This is a genomic window from Brevundimonas sp. GW821-FHT12C05 (assembly GCF_058807475.1).
The window spans coordinates 561319-582355 of record NZ_JBXAQS010000001.1; the positions used below are offsets into that span (position 1 = coordinate 561319).

Annotated in this window: 16 protein-coding genes; all 16 read right to left on the reverse strand. The window is 69.4% G+C overall.

The window, feature by feature from the left end; genetic code table 11:
* Window positions 1–34 precede the first annotated feature (34 nt).
* Window positions 35–982, reverse strand: a complete 948-nt coding sequence (locus tag AC1RRF_RS02605; protein ID WP_492832541.1) for a homoserine kinase — start codon at window positions 980–982, stop codon at window positions 35–37.
* 2 nt (window positions 983–984) lie between these two features.
* Window positions 985–2721, reverse strand: a complete 1737-nt coding sequence (locus AC1RRF_RS02610; protein WP_492832543.1) for an amino acid kinase family protein — start codon at window positions 2719–2721, stop codon at window positions 985–987.
* Window positions 2722–3064: 343 nt separating this feature from the next.
* Window positions 3065–4165 (reverse strand): 3-isopropylmalate dehydrogenase, encoded by a 1101-nt coding sequence (gene leuB, locus AC1RRF_RS02615; RefSeq protein WP_291837214.1) that lies wholly within the window; start codon window positions 4163–4165, stop codon window positions 3065–3067.
* Complete coding sequence (gene leuD / locus AC1RRF_RS02620; RefSeq protein ID WP_492832545.1) at window positions 4165–4749, reverse strand: 3-isopropylmalate dehydratase small subunit; 585 nt, start codon at window positions 4747–4749, stop codon at window positions 4165–4167. Before leuD ends, leuB begins: the two co-directional genes overlap by 1 nt.
* A complete protein-coding gene (gene leuC, locus AC1RRF_RS02625; protein WP_492832547.1) occupies window positions 4742–6154 on the reverse strand; it encodes a 3-isopropylmalate dehydratase large subunit in 1413 nt (470 codons plus the stop codon). The genes leuD and leuC overlap by 8 nt, the downstream gene beginning before the upstream one ends.
* Window positions 6147–7112, reverse strand: a complete 966-nt coding sequence (locus tag AC1RRF_RS02630) for a branched-chain amino acid transaminase (RefSeq protein ID WP_492832549.1) — start codon at window positions 7110–7112, stop codon at window positions 6147–6149. Before AC1RRF_RS02630 ends, leuC begins: the two co-directional genes overlap by 8 nt.
* Window positions 7096–8325, reverse strand: coding sequence for a 2-isopropylmalate synthase (locus AC1RRF_RS02635; protein WP_492832551.1), 1230 nt, complete (start codon window positions 8323–8325; stop codon window positions 7096–7098). The genes AC1RRF_RS02630 and AC1RRF_RS02635 overlap by 17 nt, the downstream gene beginning before the upstream one ends.
* The gene (locus tag AC1RRF_RS02640) at window positions 8322–8597 is read right to left on the reverse strand and encodes an ACT domain-containing protein (protein ID WP_492832553.1); all 276 of its coding nucleotides are present in this window, start codon (window positions 8595–8597) and stop codon (window positions 8322–8324) included. Before AC1RRF_RS02640 ends, AC1RRF_RS02635 begins: the two co-directional genes overlap by 4 nt.
* Window positions 8598–8599: 2 nt before the next feature.
* A complete protein-coding gene (gene ilvG, locus AC1RRF_RS02645) occupies window positions 8600–10306 on the reverse strand; it encodes an acetolactate synthase 2 catalytic subunit (protein WP_492832555.1) in 1707 nt (568 codons plus the stop codon).
* A gap of 3 nt (window positions 10307–10309) precedes the next feature.
* Entirely contained in the window at window positions 10310–11317 is a 1008-nt protein-coding gene (ilvC, locus tag AC1RRF_RS02650; protein ID WP_492834129.1) for a ketol-acid reductoisomerase, read from the reverse strand.
* A 9-nt stretch (window positions 11318–11326) separates the two neighbouring features.
* Entirely contained in the window at window positions 11327–13069 is a 1743-nt protein-coding gene (ilvD, locus tag AC1RRF_RS02655) for a dihydroxy-acid dehydratase (RefSeq protein WP_492832558.1), read from the reverse strand.
* Between the two features lie 99 nt (window positions 13070–13168).
* Window positions 13169–13321, reverse strand: a complete 153-nt coding sequence (locus tag AC1RRF_RS02660; RefSeq protein WP_492832560.1) for a hypothetical protein — start codon at window positions 13319–13321, stop codon at window positions 13169–13171.
* A gap of 135 nt (window positions 13322–13456) precedes the next feature.
* Entirely contained in the window at window positions 13457–16450 is a 2994-nt protein-coding gene (locus tag AC1RRF_RS02665; RefSeq protein WP_492832562.1) for a TonB-dependent receptor, read from the reverse strand.
* Between the two features lie 77 nt (window positions 16451–16527).
* Window positions 16528–17517, reverse strand: a complete 990-nt coding sequence (locus tag AC1RRF_RS02670) for a FecR family protein (protein ID WP_492832564.1) — start codon at window positions 17515–17517, stop codon at window positions 16528–16530.
* Between the two features lie 87 nt (window positions 17518–17604).
* A complete protein-coding gene (locus AC1RRF_RS02675; RefSeq protein WP_492832566.1) occupies window positions 17605–18165 on the reverse strand; it encodes an RNA polymerase sigma factor in 561 nt (186 codons plus the stop codon).
* Between the two features lie 61 nt (window positions 18166–18226).
* A complete protein-coding gene (locus AC1RRF_RS02680) occupies window positions 18227–21034 on the reverse strand; it encodes a TonB-dependent receptor (RefSeq protein WP_492832568.1) in 2808 nt (935 codons plus the stop codon).
* Between the last annotated feature and the right edge of the window lie 3 nt (window positions 21035–21037).

Below are 21037 nucleotides of genomic sequence, written 5' to 3' on the forward strand. Positions count from 1 at the left end.
TTCTTCTCCCTCCCCATGAGGGGAGGGAGAGAACCTAAGCCGCCAGCGCAGCCTGCTCCGTCCACCAGTCCAGCCGCCGCAGGAAGGGCGTGGGGTCCTTGGGCGTGACCAGGCGCGTCGGGTCGTGGAACAGGCGGTCATGCAGGCGCGTCAGGGTGAACCGCACGGCGGCGACGGCGCCGAGCGCGGGCAGGGCGGCGTCCTCCGCCGGGGTCAACGGACGCACGGACTCATAACCGTCGCGGAAGGCGGCGAGGGCCGCCGGCAGGGGGTGGCCGTCGGCGTCGAAGCCCCAGGCCGACAGGGCGATGGCCAGGTCGTAGGCGTAGGCGCCGGTGCAGGCGAAATAGAAGTCGATCAGGCCGCTGGGGGCTTCGCCCTCGAACAGCAGGTTGTCGGGGAAGTAGTCGGCGTGGATCGGCCCGCGTGGCAAGCCGGCGGCGGGATCTGGCGTCGCGCCCACCACCCACGGCGCCATCCGGTCCAGCAACAGGCGATCGGCGGCGTCGGCGCGGGTGAGGCTGCGCTCGAACAGGGCCCGGCGCGCGGCGGGGCCGACGGGATCGACGCGCTCGAGCGGGAAGTCGGCGGCGGCCAGATGCAGCCGGGCCAGCAGTTCGCCCGCGCGTCTCTGATCCTGCGGTGATGGATCGCGTTTCCAGTCTCCGGGCAGCCATTCGAGGACCGCGGCGGGGCGACCGTTCAGCGCGCCGACCGCCTCACTCTCGCTGTTGATCAGGGCACGGGCGGCGGGCAGGCCCTTGTCGGCGGCATGGGCGGTCAGGCCCAGGCAAAAAGGCAGGGACGCCGCGTCGGTGCGGTTCTCGAACAGGGTCAGGACGAACCGGCCCTTGTTCGTATTCAGCCGGTAGTTGGTGTTCTCCACTCCTTCGGCGATGGGCGTGAGCGCGACGAGGCCCAGCCCGTAGCGACTAATGAAGGGCTCGGCGTCGGCCTCCCCGACGGGGGTGAAGACGGCCATGGTCAGGCGGGCTCGACGAGGCGGGCGGCGGCGAGGTCGGACAGGTCGGCCAGCAGGCTTTCGGCCGTGGCCCAGCGCCCGGCGCCGCGCCCCCGGCGGCGCACCGCGGATCCGTCGTGCGAGATGACCTTCAAGGCGTTGCCCTCTCCCTTCAACTCCGCGAACAGCGGATCGAGCGGACCCGAAACCAGCTGCACGCTGGCGATCAGCTTGCCGTCTTTCAGCTCGCAGCGACAGAGTTGACGCGCGCCGGCGGGCGGCAGGGCGGCGGGATCGAGCACGTCACGGGGGATGTCGGCTTCCTCTGGCATGAGGCCGAAGGCCTCGAAGGCCAGCAGGCGAACCTTGGCCAGGGCGTCGAGACCTTCCAGGTCAGACGACGGATCCTCCTCCGCGAAGCCGGCGGCGCGGGCCTCGGAAAGCGCCTGATCGAAGGACGCGCCCTCGCCGAGGCGGGCGAGCATGAAGTTGACGGTGCCGTTCAGCACGGCCTCGAAGGCGGCGACCGGGGCGTCGGCGCGGGCCGCGCGCACGGCCTCGACCATGGGCACGCCGCCACCGACGGAGGCCGACCACAACAGCGTCGCGCCATTGGCCTCCGCCAGGGCCAGCAGTCCGGCGGGATCGACGCTGACGGCCTGCTTGTTGGCCGTGGCCACGTCGACGCCGCGCGACAGGGCGGCGCGGATCACCGCATGACCGGCGGCCGCTTCGGACAGGGCTTCCAGCACGATGTCCGGGTTGCGCGCCAGCAGGGCGTCGGGACTGGAGACCAGCAGGGGGGCGAGGCGGGCGTCGGTGGCCCCGGGCACGTCGCGTGGTTTGGACGGATCGCGGACCAGCACGCCGACCACGTCCAGACGCGGATCGACCAGCAAGCGGGCCAGGGCGCCGCCGCCGACCACGCCGCAGCCGGCCACGGCGACGCGCAGGCGGCGATGCGGCGGCGCGACCCGGGGCGGGGCGCCGACCGGTCCGACGACCGTGCGGTGACCGTCCAGATAGTTGCGCACCTCGACCTTGAGGCGGCGCGCCTCGGCGAGATCCAGCGCGTCGGGCTGGACCAGGCCGCCGCCCAGCGCCTTGGCCTCGGCCCAGCTGGCCTGGTCGTAGCGGCGGGCGTCGGCATGGACGTTGGGGTCCCGGTCGTAGAGGCCGTCCACGTCCTTCACCAACTGGACACTGTCGAGCTCCAGTTCGGCGGCGAGGAACAGGGCGGTCAGGTCCGACCCGCCCCGGCCCAGCAGGACCACGTCGCCGGCGGGCGACAGGGCGCCGAAGCCGGGGACGACCACCACTTCATGCTTCAGCAGGGCGCGGTCGAGGGCGGCGCGGTCCAGCGAGATCGGGCGGGCGTGCTCGCACGGTCCCTCGGCGACGAGGCCGAGCTGTCGGACCGACAGGGTCGCGGCGCTGAGGCCGACCCGGTCGCAGGCGAGGGCGACGAGGGCTGCGGAGCGTTCCTCGCCCTGCACGACATAGGCGGGGAGGATGCTGTTGTCGTGGGCGAGACCCAGCGCCCTGGCCTCGGCCAGCAGGCGGTCCGTCTCACCGGCGAGGGCGGACACCACCGCCACTACCCGGCGACCGCGTCGGACTTCGGCGTAGATGTCGGAGGCGACCTTGGGCGCGTCGGCGGGATCAACCAGCACGGAGCTGCCGAACTTCATGACGACGACCTCGGGCGAGGCGGCGACGGCGGATACGGGGCGTTCAAGGACGGCGAACTGGGCGGACATGAGAGGGGTCTTTCGAGGAGGTGAGGGGGAGAAAAGAAAAACCCCGCCCGGAGCGATCCGGGCGGGGTTGGGTTTTTGCGTTCCTGAGCTTTCGGTGCGCGCTAACCTGTCCCCGCCGGAGGCGTGGTGGTGGTCATACCGGTGGTACCAATGACGCGCACGGTCGCGCCGCCGCACGAGGCGGTCGAGGCGATGGCGGTGCGGGCGTCGAGGCGGTTCACGGCGGACCTGCTCAGTTCAAGTTCGGGAGAAGGCTGACGGACAAGGGCGGGGTCCGTCAAGTGAAAGGTGAAAAATTGCGCCGTCGCCCTGGATTTGCGGCGGCGAAGGCACGGTTTCTTCCTCAGGCCCAGTGCATCTGGACGCGATGGGCGGCGGCCCAGTGGATCGCCCGGATGCCATCGATCACTGCGTTGGCGGCGTCGCGGGTGCCCAGGGTCCCGCCCAGATCGGCGGTGACCGCTCCGGCCGACAGGACGGCGGCGCAGGCGGCCTCGATGGAGCCGGCCTCGTCCTCCAGCCCCAGGCTGTGACGCAGCAGCAGGGCGGCGGACAGGATGGTCCCGACCGGATTGGCCTTGTCCTGGCCGGCGATGTCGGGGGCCGAGCCGTGGATCGGTTCGAACAGTCCCGGACCGCCGGACCCCAGCGAGGCCGAGGGCAGCAGGCCGATGGAGCCGCCCAGCACCGAGATCTCGTCCGACAGGATGTCGCCGAACATGTTCTCGGTCAGGATGACGTCGTACTCGCGCGGCTTGCGGATCAGATGCATGGCCATGGAGTCGACCAGGGCGTGCTCCAGCTCGATGCGCGGGAACTCCTCGGCGTGGATGCGGGTCACGACCTCGCGCCACAGGCGGCTGGTCTCCATGACGTTGGCCTTGTCGACCGAGGTGACCTTGCCGCGCCGCTGCTGGGCGGTCTGGAAGGCGGCGCGGGCGACGCGCTCGACCTCGCCGACGGTGTATTCGCACAGGTCGGTGGCGCGGTCGGCGGTGCGGGTCTTTTCCCCGAAATAGATGCCACCGGTCAGCTCGCGGAAGACGATCAGGTCGACGCCCTCGACGATCTCCTTCTTCAGCGGCGAGCGGTGGGCCAGGACCGGCGAGACCTGCAGCGGGCGCAGGTTGGCGTACAGGCCCATGGCCTTGCGCAGGCCCAACAGCCCCTCTTCAGGACGACGCTTGCCGCCGTCCCACTGCGGTCCGCCCACGGCGCCCAGCAGCACCGCGTCGGCGGCCAGACAGGCGTCGACGGTCTCCTGCGGCAAGGGATCGCCGACGGCGTCGATGCCGGCCCCGCCGATCAGATGCTCGTGGAAGCGGAACTCATGGCCATAGAAATCGCCGATGACCGTCAGCACGGCCTTCGCCGCATGGGTCACTTCGGGGCCGACGCCGTCGCCGGGCAGGACGACGATGTCATAGGTCTTGGGGGAGGGCATCAGACGGTTTCTTTCTGGCGTTCAAAGGCTTCGATGGCGGGCATGCGGGCTTGCAGCCAGCCGAGGGTGTCGACCCCGTCGAGCAGGCACTGGCGCGCGAAACTCTCCACGGCGAACGCGACAGGCTGTGCATTGCCACGCTGGATGGCGGAGGTTTCCAGGTCGATGGTGATCGGCTGGTCGGGATGGGCGGCGAGATCATCCCAGGTCGCCTGATCGACGACGATGGGCAGGAAGCCGTTCTTCAGGGCGTTGGAGGTGAAGATGTCGGCGATCTCGGTCGAGACCACGGCCCGGAAGCCGTAGTCCATCAGAGCCCACGGAGCATGCTCGCGCGATGAGCCGCAGGCGAAATTGCGGCCCGCCAGCAGGATGCGGCGCTCGGTCGGGTCGATGCGATTCAGGATGGCTTCGGGCTTGGGCGAACCGTCGGCTTCGTAGCGCCAGTCATAGAAGGCCCAGGCCCCCAGACCCTCGCGGCTGGTGGTGCTCAGGAAGCGACCGGGGATGATCTGGTCGGTGTCGATGTTCGACTGTGACAGGACGACGGCCTTCGAGGTCAGGGTCTTGAACGGGTCAGGCATCGACCTTCTCCTGCAGGAACACGCGCGGGTCGGTCAGCACGCCCATGATCGCCGTGGCCGCCGCGGTCGCGGGGCTGGCCAGGATGGTGCGTGAGCCGGGCCCCTGACGGCCCTCGAAATTGCGGTTGGAGGTGGAGACGGCCAACTGGCCCGGCGCGACCATGTCGCCGTTCATGGCCAGGCACATGGAACATCCCGGGATGCGCCATTCAGCTCCGGCGTCGGTGAAGACGGTATGCAGCCCTTCCGCCTCGGCGTCGCGGCGCACGGCCTCGGAGCCGGGGACCACCAGCATGCGCAGGCCCGGTTTCACCTTGCGGCCGCGCAGCACCTCGGCGGCGGCGCGCAGATCGGGCAGGCGGCCATTGGTGCAACTGCCGATGAACACCACATCGACCGGATGGGCCGTCGTGGCTTCGCCAGCGGTGAAACCCATATAGGCCAGCGCCTTCTCGCCGGAGGCGTCGCGCGGGGCGGGGACGGGTTCGCCGATGGCGGAGCCCGCGTCCGGCGTCGTGCCCCAGGTGGCCATCGGCCGGATGGCGGCGCCGTCGATGTGGATCTCGGCGTCGAAGGCCGCGCCCTCGTCGGAGGCCAGCGACAGCCAGTCGGCGACGGCGCGGTCCCAGGCGGTGCCGGAGGGCGCGTGCTGGCGACCCTTCAACCAGCCGACGGTGGTCTGGTCGGGGGCGATCATGCCGGCGCGGGCGCCGGCCTCGATCGACATGTTGCAGACGGTCATCCGCCCTTCCATGTCCAGCGACCGGATGGCCTCGCCGGCATATTCGACCACGAAACCGGTGCCGCCGCCGAAGCCCAGGCGGGCGATGACGGCGAGCGCTACATCCTTGCCGGAGACGCCGGGCTGCAGCTGTCCGGAGACGGTGACGCGCATGGTCCTGGCCTTGCGCTGCAGCAGGCATTGGGTGGCCAGCACATGGCCGACTTCGGAGGTGCCGATGCCGAAGGCCAGGGCCCCGAACGCGCCGTGGGTGGCGGTGTGGCTGTCGCCGCAGACGACGGTCATGCCCGGCTGGGTCAGGCCCAGCTCGGGCCCCATGACGTGGACCACGCCCCGATCCGCCGAGTCCCAGCCCGCCAGCGAGACGCCGTGGCGCTCGCAATTGGCTTCCAGCGTCTCGACCTGGGTCTTCGAGGCGGGGGTGTAGTAGGGCCGCTCGCCGCTCGCATCGGCGGGCAGGGTGGGGGTGGAGTGGTCCAGGGTGGCGAAGGTGCGGTCCGGACGGCGCACCTTCAGGCCCCGGCTCTCGATTTCGGAGAAGGCCTGCGGGCTGGTGACCTCATGGACCAGATGCAGGTCGATGTAGAGCACCGCAGGGGCGTCGGGCGTTTCCGCCTGCACCACGTGCCGGTTCCAGACTTTCTCGAACAGGGTCTCAGGCATATTCGGCCTCGCGCTGCGGAGCCGGGGCGGGCGCGTTGATCGGCTCCAGCCAGCCGTGACGATCCGGCGTGGCGCCGGTGAACAGGCCGCGGAAGGCGGCGTTGACGGCCTTGGTCACCGGCCCCGGACCGGCGGCGCGGGTCGGGATGCCGTCGACCGAGCGCACCGGGGTGATCTCGGCGGCGGTGCCGGTCATGAAGATCTCGTCGGCGACGTACAGGGCCTCGCGCGGCAAGATCTGCTCGCGGGTCTCATAGCCCAGGCCGCGGGCCAGCTTCAGCACGCTGTCGCGGGTGATGCCCATCAGGATGGAGGCGGCCGCAGGCGGGGTGATGATCTCGCCGTCCTTGACCAGGAACAGGTTCTCGCCGGCGCCTTCGGACAGGCGGCCGTCGGTGCCGAGCGCAATGCCCTCGCCGAAGCCGCCGACGCGGGCCTCACGCCCAATCAAATAGGAGGACAGGTAGTTGCCGCCTGCCTTGGCGCCCGAGGGCACGGTGTTGGGGGCGATACGCGACCATGAGGCGACGCAGGCGTCGACGCCCTTCTCCAACGCCTCCTCGCCCAGATAGGCCCCCCACGGGAAGGCGGCGACGGCCACATCGACGTTCATGTTGTCGGGAGAGGGCGTCACCCCCATGCCGCACGCGCCCAGGAAGGCGATGGGGCGGATGTAGGCGGACTTCAGCCCGGTCGAACGCACGGTGGCGCGACAGGCCTCGACCAGTTCATCCTCCGTGTAGGGCAGCTGGAAATGGTACATCCGCGCGCTGTCGAACAGGCGGCGCACGTGGTCGGTCAGGCGGAAGCCGCACGGTCCGTTCGGCGTGTCATAGACACGGATGCCCTCGAACACCGAGGTGCCGTAATGGAGCGCGTGGCTCATCACGTGAACCTTGGCGTCGGCCCAGGGCGTCAGCTCGCCGTTGACCCAGATATGTTCAGCCAGCGGCCGCATAAGCATACTCCTGTCGGGGGGCGGCGTCTGGGCGCGAGGCCTCGATGATCGCCAGCAATTCGTGGTCGTTGATCTCGCCGATTTCGTCGGCGCGGCGCTTGAAGCCGGCGAAGGCGGCGACCAGGTGCGGGCCGCTGACCGGCTGGCCCAGCGCCTCGGCGCGCTTGGCGACGGCGTGGCGGCCCGAGTGCTTGCCCAGCACGAACCAGGTGCCTTCGAAGCCGACGTCCTGGGGCCGCATGATCTCGTAGGTCGAGGGATCGGCCATCATGCCGTGCTGGTGGATGCCCGCCTCGTGGGCGAAGGCGTTCAGGCCGACGATGGCTTTGTTGCGAACCACCGGGGTGTGGGTGATCTCGCTCAGCAGGCGGCTGGCGCGGACCAGGTGGGTGGCGTCCACGCCGGTGTGCAGCCCGTAACGGTCCGAACGGGTGCGGATGGCCATGACCATCTCCTCGATCGAGGCGTTGCCCGCGCGCTCGCCGATGCCGTTGATGGCGCCCTCGACCTGACGCGCGCCGGCTTCCACCGCCGCCAGCGAGTTGGCGACGGCCATGCCCAGGTCGTCGTGGCAGTGGGCCGAGAAGACCACGTGCGGATGGCGGACGCGGACGGCGGCCATCAGGTTGCGGTAGATCTCGGCGATCTCGCCGGGGGTGGAATAGCCGACGGTGTCTGGGATGTTCAGGGTGGTGGCCCCCGCCGCGGCGGCGGCCTCGCACACTTCGGCCAGGAACTCCGGCTCGGTGCGGATGGCGTCCTCGGGGCTGAACTCCACATCCTCGAAGCGGGTGCGGGCGTAGGCGACCGAACGCTCGGCGGCGGCCAGCACCTCGGCCTTCGACATCTTCAGCTTGGCCGAGCGATGGATCGGGCTGGTGCCCAGGAAGATGTGGATGCGACGCTCGTCCGTGCCCGACAGGCCGCGATACGCGGCGTCGATGTCGGCCTCGTTCGCGCGGGCCAGCGAGCAGAAGACGGGGCCTTCCACCTCGCCGACCACCCGGCGCACGCCTTCCTCGTCGCCGGGCGAGGCGGCGGCGAAACCGGCCTCGATCACGTCGACCTTCATCGCGGCCAGCACATGGGCCATGCGGACCTTGTCGTCCGGGTTCATCGAGAAGCCGGGCGCCTGTTCCCCGTCGCGCAGGGTGGTGTCGAAGACGACGACCTTGTTCGGATCGGCGGCGACGGCCTGTTGGACCTTGGTCATGCCGCTACCTCGGGATGGAAGGTCGAGGTGGCGCCAGAGATGGGGGCGGCGATGCGGGTGACGCCGAACAGCTTGTCGATCTGACGACCCAGAGTCTGGGTGCAGCGGGCGGCGTCGCGGCCGCGCACGGCCAGTTCGACATGACGACCGTGGCCTTCGTCGCTCAGGGTCATGCCGTCGATGTGGAAACCGCGGCGCTCGACCAGCCCGATCAGGCGCTGGAGCGAACCGTCGGCGCGGTCAATGTTCAGGTGCAGGGTTTCGGTGCTCATGGTCAGGCGCCTTCCATCATTTCGGCGTTGTTCTTTCCGGGCGGGACCAGCGGCCACACGTTCTCCCGGGGATCGATGATGACGTGTGCGAGGCAGGGGCCGTCGGCGGCCAGCAGGCGGGCGATCCCGGCCTGAACCTCCTCGCGCCGACTAATTCGGAAGGCCTCGATGCCGAACGCCTCGGCGACCTTCACGAAGTCCGGATTGTCGGACAGGTCGATCTCCGAGTAGTTGCCGTCGAAGAACAGCTCCTGCCACTGGCGGACCAGGCCCAGCGAGCTGTTGTCCAGCAGCAGGACCTTCACCGCGACGCCGTAGCGTTTCAGGGTGGCCAGCTCCTGGACGTTCATCATGAAGCCGCCGTCCCCCGCGATGACCACGACCGTGGCGTCCGGGTCGGACAGCTTGGCGCCGATGCCGGCGGGCAGGCCGAAGCCCATGGCCCCCAGTCCGCCCGAGGTGATGTGGGCTTCCGGCTTGGCGAACCGGCAGTGCTGGGCGGCCCACATCTGGTGTTGGCCGACATCGCAGGCGGCGACGAAATCATCACCCGCCGCTTCGGAGATCGCCTTCAGCAAGGCAGGGGCGTAGACGCCCTCACCGGGCGCGTCGTCATAGCGGAAGGCGGTTCGGCGGACCCGCGTGTCGCAACGGATCATCCACGGGTCGATGGCCAGCGGCGTGCCCGACAGGTGTGCGGACAGGGCCTCGACGCCCGGCGCGATTTCGCCCGCGACGGCGACATGGGTCTCGCGCAGCTTGCCGATCTCGGAAGCGTCGATGTCGAAATGGACGACCCGGGCATGGGGCGCGAACTCGGCCAGCTTGCCGGTGGCGCGGTCGTCGAACCGGGCGCCGAACACGATCAGCAGATCGGCCTCCTGCACGGCCTCATTGGCGGCGCGCGTGCCGTGCATGCCCAGCATGCCCTGGAAGCCGGGGGCGTCGGTCGGGACGGTACCCAGGGCGTTCAGGGTCGAGATCGACGGGATGCCGGTCTGGTCGGCGAAGGCGCGGACCTGTTCGACGGCGCGGCCGATCTTCACTCCGCCGCCGATGTAGATCAGCGGGCGCTCGGCGGCGCGGATCATCTCCGCCGCCCGGGCGATGGCGTCGTGGTCGATGGGGGTGACCGCGTTCGGAATGTGGAAGCCGAAATCCTCGCTGGTCTGGCCGACCTGGACGTCCTTGGGCAGGTCGATCAGGACCGGCCCGGGCCGGCCCGAGGCGGCGATGTGGAAGGCTTCCTCGACCGCGGCCGGGATGTCGGCGGGATCCCGGACCAGGATGGAGTGCTTCACGATCGGCAGGGTGACGCCCAGGATGTCGATCTCCTGGAAGGCGTCGGTGCCCATGACGCCCTGGGCGACGTTGCCGGTGATGCAGACGATGGGGATGGAATCCATCATCGCATTGGCGATGCCGGTGATCAGGTTGGTCGCGCCGGGGCCGGAGGTGGCCATGCAGACCCCGACCTTGCCGCTGCGCCGGGCGTAGGCGTCGGCGGCGAAGGCGGCGGCCTGTTCGTGGCGGACCAGGATGTGGCGCAGCGACGATCCGGCCAGGGCGTCATAGACGGGCATGATCGCGCCGCCCGGATAGCCGAACACGACCTCCACCCCCAGCCGCTCCAGGGTGGAGACCAGCAGGCGGGCGCCGCTTTTCGGGGCGGCGGCGGGTTCGGGGATGCGGGCGGCGGAAGCGGTCATGGCTCAGGCGGCTTCCGATTTGGGGGCGTGCAGCCAGGCCATGCGTTCGCGCAGCTTCGCCCCGGTGATCTCGATGGGTTGCTCGCCGTCGGCCTTGACCCAGGCGTCGTAGCGGGGCTTGCCCGCCTCGTTCTCGGCGATCCATTCGCTGGCGAACTGACCCGACTGGATCTCGTCCAGGATGGTCTTCATGCGGGCGCGGGTCTCGTCGGTGATGACGCGCGGGCCGGACTTGACCGAGCCCCATTTGGCCGTCTCCGAGATGAACTCGTTCATCTTGGTGATGCCGCCTTCGTAGAACAGGTCCACGATCAGCTTCAGCTCGTGCATGCACTCGAAGTAGGCGATCTCGGGCTGGTAGCCGGCCTCGACCAGGGTGTTGAACCCGGACATGACCAGCTCCTTGGCGCCGCCGCACAGGACGGCCTGCTCGCCGAACAGGTCGGTCTCGGTCTCTTCGCGGAAGGTGGTCTCCAGCAGGCCGCCGGTCGCGCCGCCGTTGCCCTTGGCGTAGCCCATGGCGCGGTCGCGGGCCTTGCCCGTGGCGTCCTGTTCGATGGCGAACAGGGAGGGGACGCCGCGGCCGCGCTGGTACTCGCGGCGGACCAGGTCGCCGGGCCCCTTGGGCGCGACCAGGATGACGTCCATGTCGGCGCGCGGCGTGATGCGGCCGTAGATGATCGAGAAGCCGTGGGCGAACAGGATGGCCGCGCCCTGTTTGGCGTTGGGCTCGATGATGTCGCGATAGACCTCGGCCTGGATCATGTCCGGGGTCAGGATGGCGATGATGTCCGCGTCCTTGACCGCCTCGGCGGGCTCGGCCGTCGGGACGCCATCGGCGGTGGCGTTGCGCCAGCCCTTGCCGCCCTCGCGGACCCCGGCGACCACGTCGAAGCCCGAGTCCCTCAGGTTCTGGGCGTGGGCCCGGCCCTGCGAGCCATAGCCGATGATGGCGATGCGCTGGCCGGCGATGGCGCCGGGGCGAATGTCGTCGTTGGTGTAGATCGTGATGGCCATGGTTCAGGCGTCCTCTCGGGCGGATCGGGCTTCGGTTTCAGCGGGGCGCTGAACCGGGGGAGGGTTGGGAATGGTCACGGCGCCCTGGGCGGCGGAGGCCACCGAGGCGCGGTATTTGGCGAAGACTCCGTGCGCCGGGCGGGTCGGATTGGGGGCGAATCCCGCCCGGCGCTTCGCCAGATCGGCGTCCACGTCGATCCGGCGGTTGGTGACGTCGATGGCGATGCGGTCGCCGTCGCGAATGAGAGCGATAGGGCCGCCGACGGCGGCTTCGGGCGAGACGTGGCCGGCGACGAAGCCGTAGCTGGCGCCCGAGAAGCGGCCGTCGGTGATCAGGGCGATGTTGTGAACGCCGCGGCCCTTCAGGGCGGCGGTGACCTGCAGCATCTCGCGCATGCCGGGGCCGCCCTTCGGCCCTTCGTAGCGGATGACGATGACGTCGCCTTCGCCGACCGAGCCGTCCTGAACGGCGTGGAAGGCGTCTTCCTCGCTGTCGAAGACGCAGGCGGGGCCTTCGAACCGATCAACCTTGTGGCCGGTCAGCTTGATGACCGCGCCGTCCGGGGCGACGTCGCCGTAGATGACGGCGTAGCTGCCGCGATCCATGATCGGGGCGTCGAAGTCCGCCACGACCTGCTGGCCGGGGGCTTCCTCGGCCTCGGCGGCTTCGGCGAACAGGCTGCGACCGCTGACCGTGGGGGCGTTGACGATCTTGCCCGCCGCCGCCATCCGCTGGGTGACCAGACGGGTGCCGCCCGCCGCGAACAGGTGCGAGGCCAGGAAGCGGCCGCCGGGCTTCAGGTCGCAGATGACCGGGGCGTCGACGCAGGCCTGGTGGCAGTCCTCGACGCCGAACTCGACCCCCGCCTCGGCGGCGATGGCGGTCAGGTGCATGACCGCGTTGGTCGAGCCGCCCGAGGCCGAGACGGCGACAGCGGCGTTCCGCAAGGAGGCGCGGGTGATGTATTTGCGGGCGCTGTCGCCGGCGAAGACCCGCTCGACGATCAGGCGGCCGCAACGCTCGCCCTCGGCGGCCTTGGCCGGATCGACGGCGGGGACATCGTTGGCGCCCATGGGCGACAGGCCCATGACCGTCAGGGCCATGGCCATGGTGTTGGCGGTGAACTGGCCGCCGCAGGCGCCGGCGCCGGGGCAGACGGCGGTCTCGACCGCCTTCAGGCCCGCGTCATCCAGCGCGCCGGCGGCGTGGGCGCCGATGGCCTCGAAGATCTCCTGAACAGAGACCTCCTTCGTGCCGATGGTCCCCGGCATGATCGTGCCGCCGTAGTAGACCAGACCCGGGATATCCATGCGGGCCAGGGCCATGGCGGCGGCCGGGATGGTCTTGTCGCAACCGACGATGCAGATGACGCCGTCCAGTTGGTGACCCTCGACGGCCAGTTCGATGCTGTCGGCGACGACCTCGCGGCTGATCAGCGAGGCCTTCATCCCGGGCGTGCCCATCGAGATGCCGTCGGTGACGACAATGGTGTTGAAATCGACCGGATAGCCGCCCGCCGCGACGATGCCGGCGCGCACGTCGGCGGCCAGGCGGTCCAGGTGCATATTGCACGGCGTGACCGACGACCAGGTGTTGACCACCGCGATCATCGGCTTGTCGAAGTCGGCGTCCTGCATGCCCGCGGCGCGCAGATAGCTGCGGGCCGCGGCGCGGTTCGGACCGGCCGTGACGGCGCGACTTCTCGCGTTCGGTGGCCGGTCGTTCGGGGTGAAATCTTGCGTCATGGGCGAAGTCGGTTCCGGAGGTGTCCGGACCGCGCACAACAAAAAACCCGCTTCCTTTCGGGAGCGGGTGGCTGCGGGCGATCCTGATGTTGGGTTAGGTCAGGTCACGTGCATCCACACCGCTCCGGAGAGCAGCACAAGAATTACCGTGAGAATAAGGGTGTTCAGGGCGAGTTCGACCGACGGCGCGCGCACGGCCGCGATCGCCATGGCGGCGGTCTTGCGGTCAGCGGTGTAAGCGCGGTTGGCCACGGTGGCTCCTGAAGAAGAGCCTCAGGAAACCACGCCTTGCTGCGCCGCACAAGCGGGTTAAGCAAAATTCTTGCGCGCAGGGTCGATGGAGGCCGTCCACGGGCAGTAATTTGCCGTGGGAAATTCGAGGCCTGGCTACAGGGTCCAGCGGAAGGACAGCGACATGGCGGGACCGGCCCGACCGAGCTGCAGCAGGCGATCAGGCGAGCCCTCCCAGGCCTGATCGACGGTGTCCGTCAGGTTCGAGGCGGTCAGTACGATCTGGGCGTGATCCGTCAGATCGAAGGTCGCCTGGGCGTCCAGATAGCCGGCCGGAGCGACCACGAAGCTGGACACGCCGCCGCCCTGCATGTCGGCCTCCGACCGGAAGGCCGAGCGCCAGGACCAGGACAGATTGACCGCCAGACGGTCGCGCTCGAAGAACGGATTGATCGAATACGACAGCTCCGAAACGCCCAGCAGATCCGTTCCCGAACCCTCGATGCGGCTATCGGTCCAGGTCGCGCTGGCCCAGAAGCCGAAGCCTGTGGCGAAGCGCCGATGCAGGCCGACTTCAATGCCGTCGACACGGGCGCGGCCGACATTGCGGGGCCGGGACATCATGACCGTCGCCTGCACCGGCGGTCCGGCGCGGGTCTCGAACGTCAAGACTTCCGGCGCCGCCAGCGTCTGGACGTAGTCGTCGATCGATTTGTGGAAGAGGGCGACGCTGAACGCGCCGCGGGGCAGGGTCAGTTCGTAGGAGACATCAAGGTTCGTCGCGACATAGGGCGTCAGATGCGGATTGCCGCCGACCCCGGTGAAGATGATCCCGGGGGAGGGTGCGTCGATCTCGGCCTGCCCCCGCTCATAGATGGCCGACACGAGCACGCTCGCCGGGACGGTCGCTGATCTGAGGTCCGCCAACGACGGTCGGGTGATGGACCGGGACGCCGCGAACCGCAGCAGGCTGTCGTCGTCCAGATCGAGGGTCAGATTGGCGCTGGGCAGCCAGATCCGGTGCGAGCCGGCATAGGCCACCGGCCGGACCTCCATCGCGCCGCCGCTCATGCCCAGGATCGACCCCTCGACCTCGGTGCGTGTCTCCACCACCCGAAGGCCGAAATTGCCCGAGATCGGCCAGCGCAGACCGACCGTGTCCACGTCCAGCCTGACGTAGGCGGCCGCGACCCGTTCGCCGACGGCGTAGGAGTTCTGCAGGTCGGCGCCGCTCGGCGTCAGGTCGTCCGGCTGGAAGACGACGCCGTCCCGTTCGCCGGGCAGGATGAAGGCCTCCCGGAACCAGCGGAAGTCCGCCGCCGTCCACGGCGTCGAGCGTTCATCGATCAGGCGTTCGAACACGTCGCGGGGGGTGATGATCCCGTAGGCCTCGGAGGGCGGGATGACGCCGGGCCGGAGCGCGGCCATCCGGTCGCGGCGCTGGTAGTCACGGTTGCGGTCCGTGAACTGGCCTCCGATCCGCAGGACCGACAGGTGCAGCGCGCCCAGGGTCCGGTCGAGCGGACGGCGGGCGTCGATCACGGCCGTCAGATCGTCGTCCCGGGACTCCACGGCCCGGACGGCCAGGCGGGGGGGCAGCAGCAGACCCGGATCGGTCAGGTCCAGACCGGTGGTCAGGCGGGCGGCCCTGCGGCTGTCGACGGCGTCGCCCAGATCGAAGGCGTAGGCGACGCCTGTCGGCGACTGGGCCGAGATCCGCTCAAGCGGCGTATCGAGCACCGACCGCGCCAACGAGGCGCTGATGCGCGGCTCCAGCCGCCATTCGCCGATCCGTATCCGCGCGCCGGACGAGACGGCGAGGTTCAGGTGCGACTGATCCGAGACCTCGGTGTTGTTGTCGATGCGGCCGTTCTCGACCGTCGCGGCCGTGACGACGCCATTCCGGACGGTGACGGTAGAGCCCGGCAGGGCCAGCCGCTCGCCGAGCATATAGACGAGCCGGTCCTCCCGGATCGCATTGTCGAAGGTGGAGACCAGGCCGTCGAAATCGAGCAGAAGATCGGGCGTCGCGCGCCAGTCCAAGCCGAGAAAGGCGCTGCGTCGGCGCCGATCCTCCCGTTCGACGGTGGTGCGGACATCGCTGGGCGTCGTGACCGTCGCTCCGCCGATCGGCAGGTCGTAGTACCGCTGGATCTGGAAGCGATCGTAGCGCACGGACCGCTGCTCTTCGGCCAGGCCGCCGACGAGGCCGAGGTCGCCGTCGGGCGACACCATCCGGCCGGCGATGGACACCTCCGGACCCACACGGTCGGTGTGGGCTTCCATTTCGCCCCCCATGCGCACGGTCAGGAAGGGTTCGCCGTCCAGTCCGCCGATGGTTTCGATGTCGATGTTCGAGCCGATGCCGCCGTCGATCATGTCCGGCGTGGCCGACTTGGACAGGGTGGCGCCGGCCAGGAGGTCCGGAGACAGGGCGCGGAAGCGGAACTGGCGTCCGCTCTGGGTCGAGTTGCGGATGTTCTCGTTGAAGGCCACCGGAGCGCCGTTCAACGTCACCGACTGGAACAGCGGGCCGAGGCCGCGCACGCTGACGAACTGGCCCTCGCCGACCTCGCGTTCGACGGCCACGCCGGGCGCGCGTTGCAGGGCCTCGGCCAGGTTGGCGGCGGGCAGGTCGCCGATCCGCCCGGCCGTGACGACATCGGAGATGACGTCCGCCTCGCGCTTGCGGCGCAGGGCTTCGTCGATCTGCCCCGACAGCCGGCCCACGACGACGACGGCTTCCAGCTCGACCGGCTCGTCCTCCGGGGGCGGAGGCGAGGGGCGCTGTGGCGAAGCGACGGGTGGACGGGGATCGGCCCAGACGCGCACGCCGTGGGCTCCGATGAACCGGTGGCGCAGGTCGGTGCCGCGAAGCATCTGTTCCAGGGCGGTGCGCCAGGACATGCGGCCACGCACGGCCCGCGTGCGGATTGCGGCGCCCGGACGCTGGACGAAGGCCAGTTCGCAATCGGCGACGGCGCAGAGCTGGATCAGGGCCGAGGATGCATCTTGGGCGGGGATGTCGAAGGTCTGCGACCCCGCCGTCTGGGCATGGACCGGCGTCGTCGCCAGAAGCGCCAGCGCCGCCGCCAGACCTGGCGCGCGCCACGCGTTGCGCGCCGGCAGCGATCGGGCGGTCGGAGCCAAGCGCGGGACCCTGTCAGGTGACGGTGGAAGGAACCGCGTGTCCTTACAGCCCGGGCATGACAGGTCTGCGATAGCGCCTATTCGGCCCGGACCAGGGCGCGGCCGTCGGCCGTCCGTTCGACTGTCACGGGCAGCAGGGCGTCGATCCGGTCGATCAGCGACTGATCGCCGTCAAGCGGCAGGATGGCGGTGACGCGCAGCGCGCCCAGCCGGGAATCCGCGATCGTCAGCGGGCGGTCGGAATAGCGGGACGCCGCGGCGATGACTTCCGACAGGGGGGCGTCGCGGAAGATCAGGCGGCGCTTGCGCCAGGCGGTCGCGATCTCGAGGTCTTCACGGATGTGTCGGACGACCGGTTCACCGGGCCGGAAGACGGCCTGATCTCCGGGCGCCATCGACACCCCGTCCGCCAGGGACCGGGCGTCGGAGGCGTCACGGGCGCTGATGACCACCCGGCCCTCCAGCAGGGCGACCTCGGCGGCCTTGCCCTTCAGCGTGGTCACGAAACGGGTGCCGGTGACGATGACATTGCGGTCCATCAGCCCGACCTGGAACGGGTGACCGGCGTCATGCGCCACCTCGAAATAGGCCGCGCCGCGCTCCAGCGTCACGCGGCGCACCTTGTCGTCGAGGGACACGCGGATCGCCGATCCGGCGTCCAGCGTCACACGCGAACCGTCGTCCAGCACGACGTCCGAAATCCGACTGGGCGCGCTTTCGTACAGCCGCCCCGTCGGCGCGGACAGAGAGGGCCACATCAGAAGGCCGCCGACCGCGGCGGCGGCGACCAGGCCGCCGGACAGCAGGAGCCGCCGGGACAGGGCGGGTTCGCGGCGCCGCCAACGAATCCGGGCCAGATCGGCCTCGAAGACTCCGCGCAACGGCTCCAGCCCCGCGCTCCGCGCCTTGGCGTTTTCATAGCGGTCCAGATTGTCCGGATCGGCCTCCAGCCAGGCCGCGAACCGGTCCTGCTCGCGCGCGCTGACGCCCGGCCGGCCCATGCGGGCCAGCCAGTCCTCGGCCGCCTCCGGCCGGCGGGCGAACAATGCGGTCAGGCGGTCGATCATGGACGGGCGAATCTCTCGTTGGGACAACCGCGCGCAGCGTGCGCGGCATGTGCTTCACAACTCACAACGACGGGGAAGCCAAACACCTCAGTCCTCCGCCGATATCTTCAGCTGTCGGAGCGCTTCGGCGATGTATTTCTCGACCATGCTGACCGAGACGCCCAGCCTGGCCGCGATCTGGCGGTAGGTCTGGTTCTCGAAGCGATGCATCAGGAAGGCCTCGCGCGTGCGCTGGGGCAGGGCGCGGATCACGGCGGCGGCGGCGGCCAGGTTCTGCCGGCCGATCAGCCGGTCGTCGGCGGGGCGGTCGTCGCTGGCGATGGCGCGCGGACCGGCGTCCAGGGTCTCGACGTTCTCGGCGACCAGACGGCGGGACTCCCGCGCGGCGGCCTTCCATCGGTCGTTCTGGATGTTGCGGGCGATGACGAACAGCAGCGGGCGGGCGTCGGGAGACGACAGGTCATGACCGGCGCGGTGGAACCGGACGAAGGCCTCCTGAACCGCGTCCTCGGCGTCGCCGAGGGGCTGACCCTTGCGTTGCAGATAGCTGACGACATCCCGGCGCAGGCCCGCGACGGCTCCGGCCTGCCGCGCGGCTTCGCCCGTCGGACGCGCGAAGACGCCCCCTCCGTCGGAGGGGGCGTCCACCTGGACTGTATTCCCGGGGATCAGGATACAGCCCGTGTGCTGGTGCAGGCGTCGTGCAAGGTCAGAAGTCCATGCGCATGCCGAAGGTGACGCGGCGTCCCGACATCTCGTCCATCACCGGGAAGGACGGATCCATGGTGTAGCCCGTGGTCCTCTCATCCGTGAGGTTGATGGCCTCGAGGTTCAGCTGGATATTGTCGGTCAGGTTGTAGCTGACGGACACGTCGGTCTGGCCGTAGCCGTCACGGGTGATCGGATACATTTCGTAGCCGATGCCTTCGACGTAGGCGTCCTTGTAGTTGTACGAGACACGGCCCTGGAAGCGGTCGTTCTCGTAGAACAGGGTGACGTTGTAGGTGTTGTCGGCCAGCCCGATGGGCGGGGTCGGAATGCCCAGGGTGGAAGAGCCGGTCAGCGAGCTGTCCAGCATGGTGTAGTTGGCGTTGATGCCGAAGCCGTCCAGCGGCGCGTAGAACATGCCGAACGGAACGACGGCCACCAGCTCCACACCGCTGACATCGTACGAACCCGGTTCGTTGATCGGGCTGTAGACGTCGAAGTCGAAGATGCCGTTGACCGTGCCGTTGGCGTTATAGACGGTGACGTCCTGCACGGTGCCCGTCAGGGCCTGGCGGACGACGCCCTCGATGGTCTTCGAGAAGTAGGACACGGCCAGCAGACCGCCCTCCGGAAGATACTTCTCCAGACCCACTTCCCACTGCTTGGCGTAGGTCGGCTTCAGGTTCGGGTTGCCGTCCGTGAAGCGGAACGAGCTCCAGCTGGCGGTGCGCTTGTAGGCCAGGTCGGTCAGCGCCGGACGGATCAGGGTCTCCGAGGCGGCGCCGCGGAACACGATGCTGTCGGTCAGCTCGGCGGTGAAGTTCAGGCTGGGCAGCAGCTTGTCGTAGGCGCCGTCGCTCGACACCGGCTCCGGGGTATAGGTGGTGCCGCCGGTCGGGGTCTGGATCTGGTGATAGCCGGACGAGGTGATCGAGGTGTCGACGTAGCGCACGCCGCCGTTCACGCTGACCGGAACCGGCCCAAGGTCGAAGTCCAGATTGGCCATGGCGTAGGCCCCCAGGACTTCCTCGGAGACCTCATAATAGTCGCCGACGTTGAACGGGGTGGAGAAGCCGGCGTAGCGGAAGGTGCGACGGGCGTAGTCGTTCGACACCTGGCTCCAGGTCAGATCGCGGATGGTGTAGGCGCCGCCGGGGGCCAGGTCGTTGCTGCTGGTCAGCTGGCTGTCCGACAGGCGGCGGGTGTTGAGCCAGGCGGTGCTGCCCGCCGTCGGACCCTGGATGTTCAGGGCGCCGTATTGACGCTCCTTGTTCCTGTCGGTGTAGCGCAGGCCGACCTGGATGCTGGTCAGGGCCGGGAAGGCGTCCAGCGCGAAATGCTGGGTGAAGTCCAGCTGGGCGGCGTATTTGTCGTCAGTGATGTGCTCGAGCGTGGTCTCGTAGGCCTCGAACAGATAGCGGTCGAACGAGCTGTACATGTCGAAGCCGCCCGAGGTGGCGCTGGGGATGGTCTCGCCGCCGTTGGCGGTCCAGCGCGTCCGTGACGGGGCGTAGGCCACGTGCTTCAGGTTGGACGAATCCAGCGTCTTCTCGGCGCCCGAATAGCCGACCATGGCGCTTAGTTCCCAGCTGTCGCCGCTCCAGTCCAGCGTGCCGGCGAACTGGGAGTAGTCGGTCTCGTTGATCCGCTCCTTGCTCAGCATCTCGTGCTGGGTGGCGGTGTAGGACACGTCGCGCAGGACGATGATGCCTTGGTCGGCCAGGGTGGTGGCGTCGTACGAGTGGATGGTTTCCAGCGTGCTGCGGCTGGACGCCGAATAGGCGGCGGCGTCGTACTCGTCCTCGGTCGTCTCATAGCCGCCCAGCATGGCGTCGAACGTCAGGCTGAGGTTGGACGACGGCCGGTACTGCAGCGACAGGGTGCCGCCCCATTGGTCCTGCTCGTTCATGTAGATCCGGTCGCCGACCTTGTCCTGGAAGATGATCCGGTTGGTGATGGCGGTGTTGTTGCGGTCGGCGGCCGGGATGACGATGCCGGCGTCGCGGGCGAGCACGGCCAGGGCCTGCGTGCCCCGCGCGCCGGTGGAGCTGGCGAGGAAGCGCGACATCGGGCGGAAGTTGATGCCCGAGTTGGAGTCCGTGCGGTTGGAACGTTGGGCGGTCGAGAACGAGATCAGGGCGCCGAAGTTGCCCCAGGTGTCGCTGGCCAGGAAGGAGACCTTCGGGTCGATCTCTTCCGAGATCGAGTTGTGCGAGCCCTCGACGGAGGCCACCAACTGGCGCTCGCGATAGTCGAACGGACGAGCGGTCGAGATGTCGACGGTGCCGGCGATGCCGCCTTCCTCGTCCGAGGCGCGGGGCGACTTCTGGACGACGACCTGCTGGATGACCTCCGAGGCGAAGATGTCCAGCTCGACCTCGCGGCCGCCGCTGCCGGAAGCCGTAGCCAGGTCGTTGATGCTGACGAAGGTGAACTCGGCGGGCAGGCCGCGGACGCTGACCCGGCTGCCCAGGCCGCGGTTGCGTTCGATGGTCACACCGGGGATGCGCTGCAGCGCCTCGGCCAGGTTCTGGTCCGGGAAGTTGGCGACGTCGGTGGCGACGATGGCGTCCGAGAAGCCGACGTTCTCACGCTTGATGTCGATCGCCTGCTCCAGGCTGCGCTGATAGCTGCCGCCGGTGACGACGACTTCGTCCAGCTGGGTCGACTCGTCTTGCGGCGTGGCGGCCGGGGCGGTCTGGGCCGCCGCGGCGCCGGCGCTCATCAGGCTGACGGCGGCGCAGCCGCCCATCAGGAAGGCCATGCGGCCGATGCGGGCCTGGCCGCGATTCTGGTTCGATCCGGTCACTTC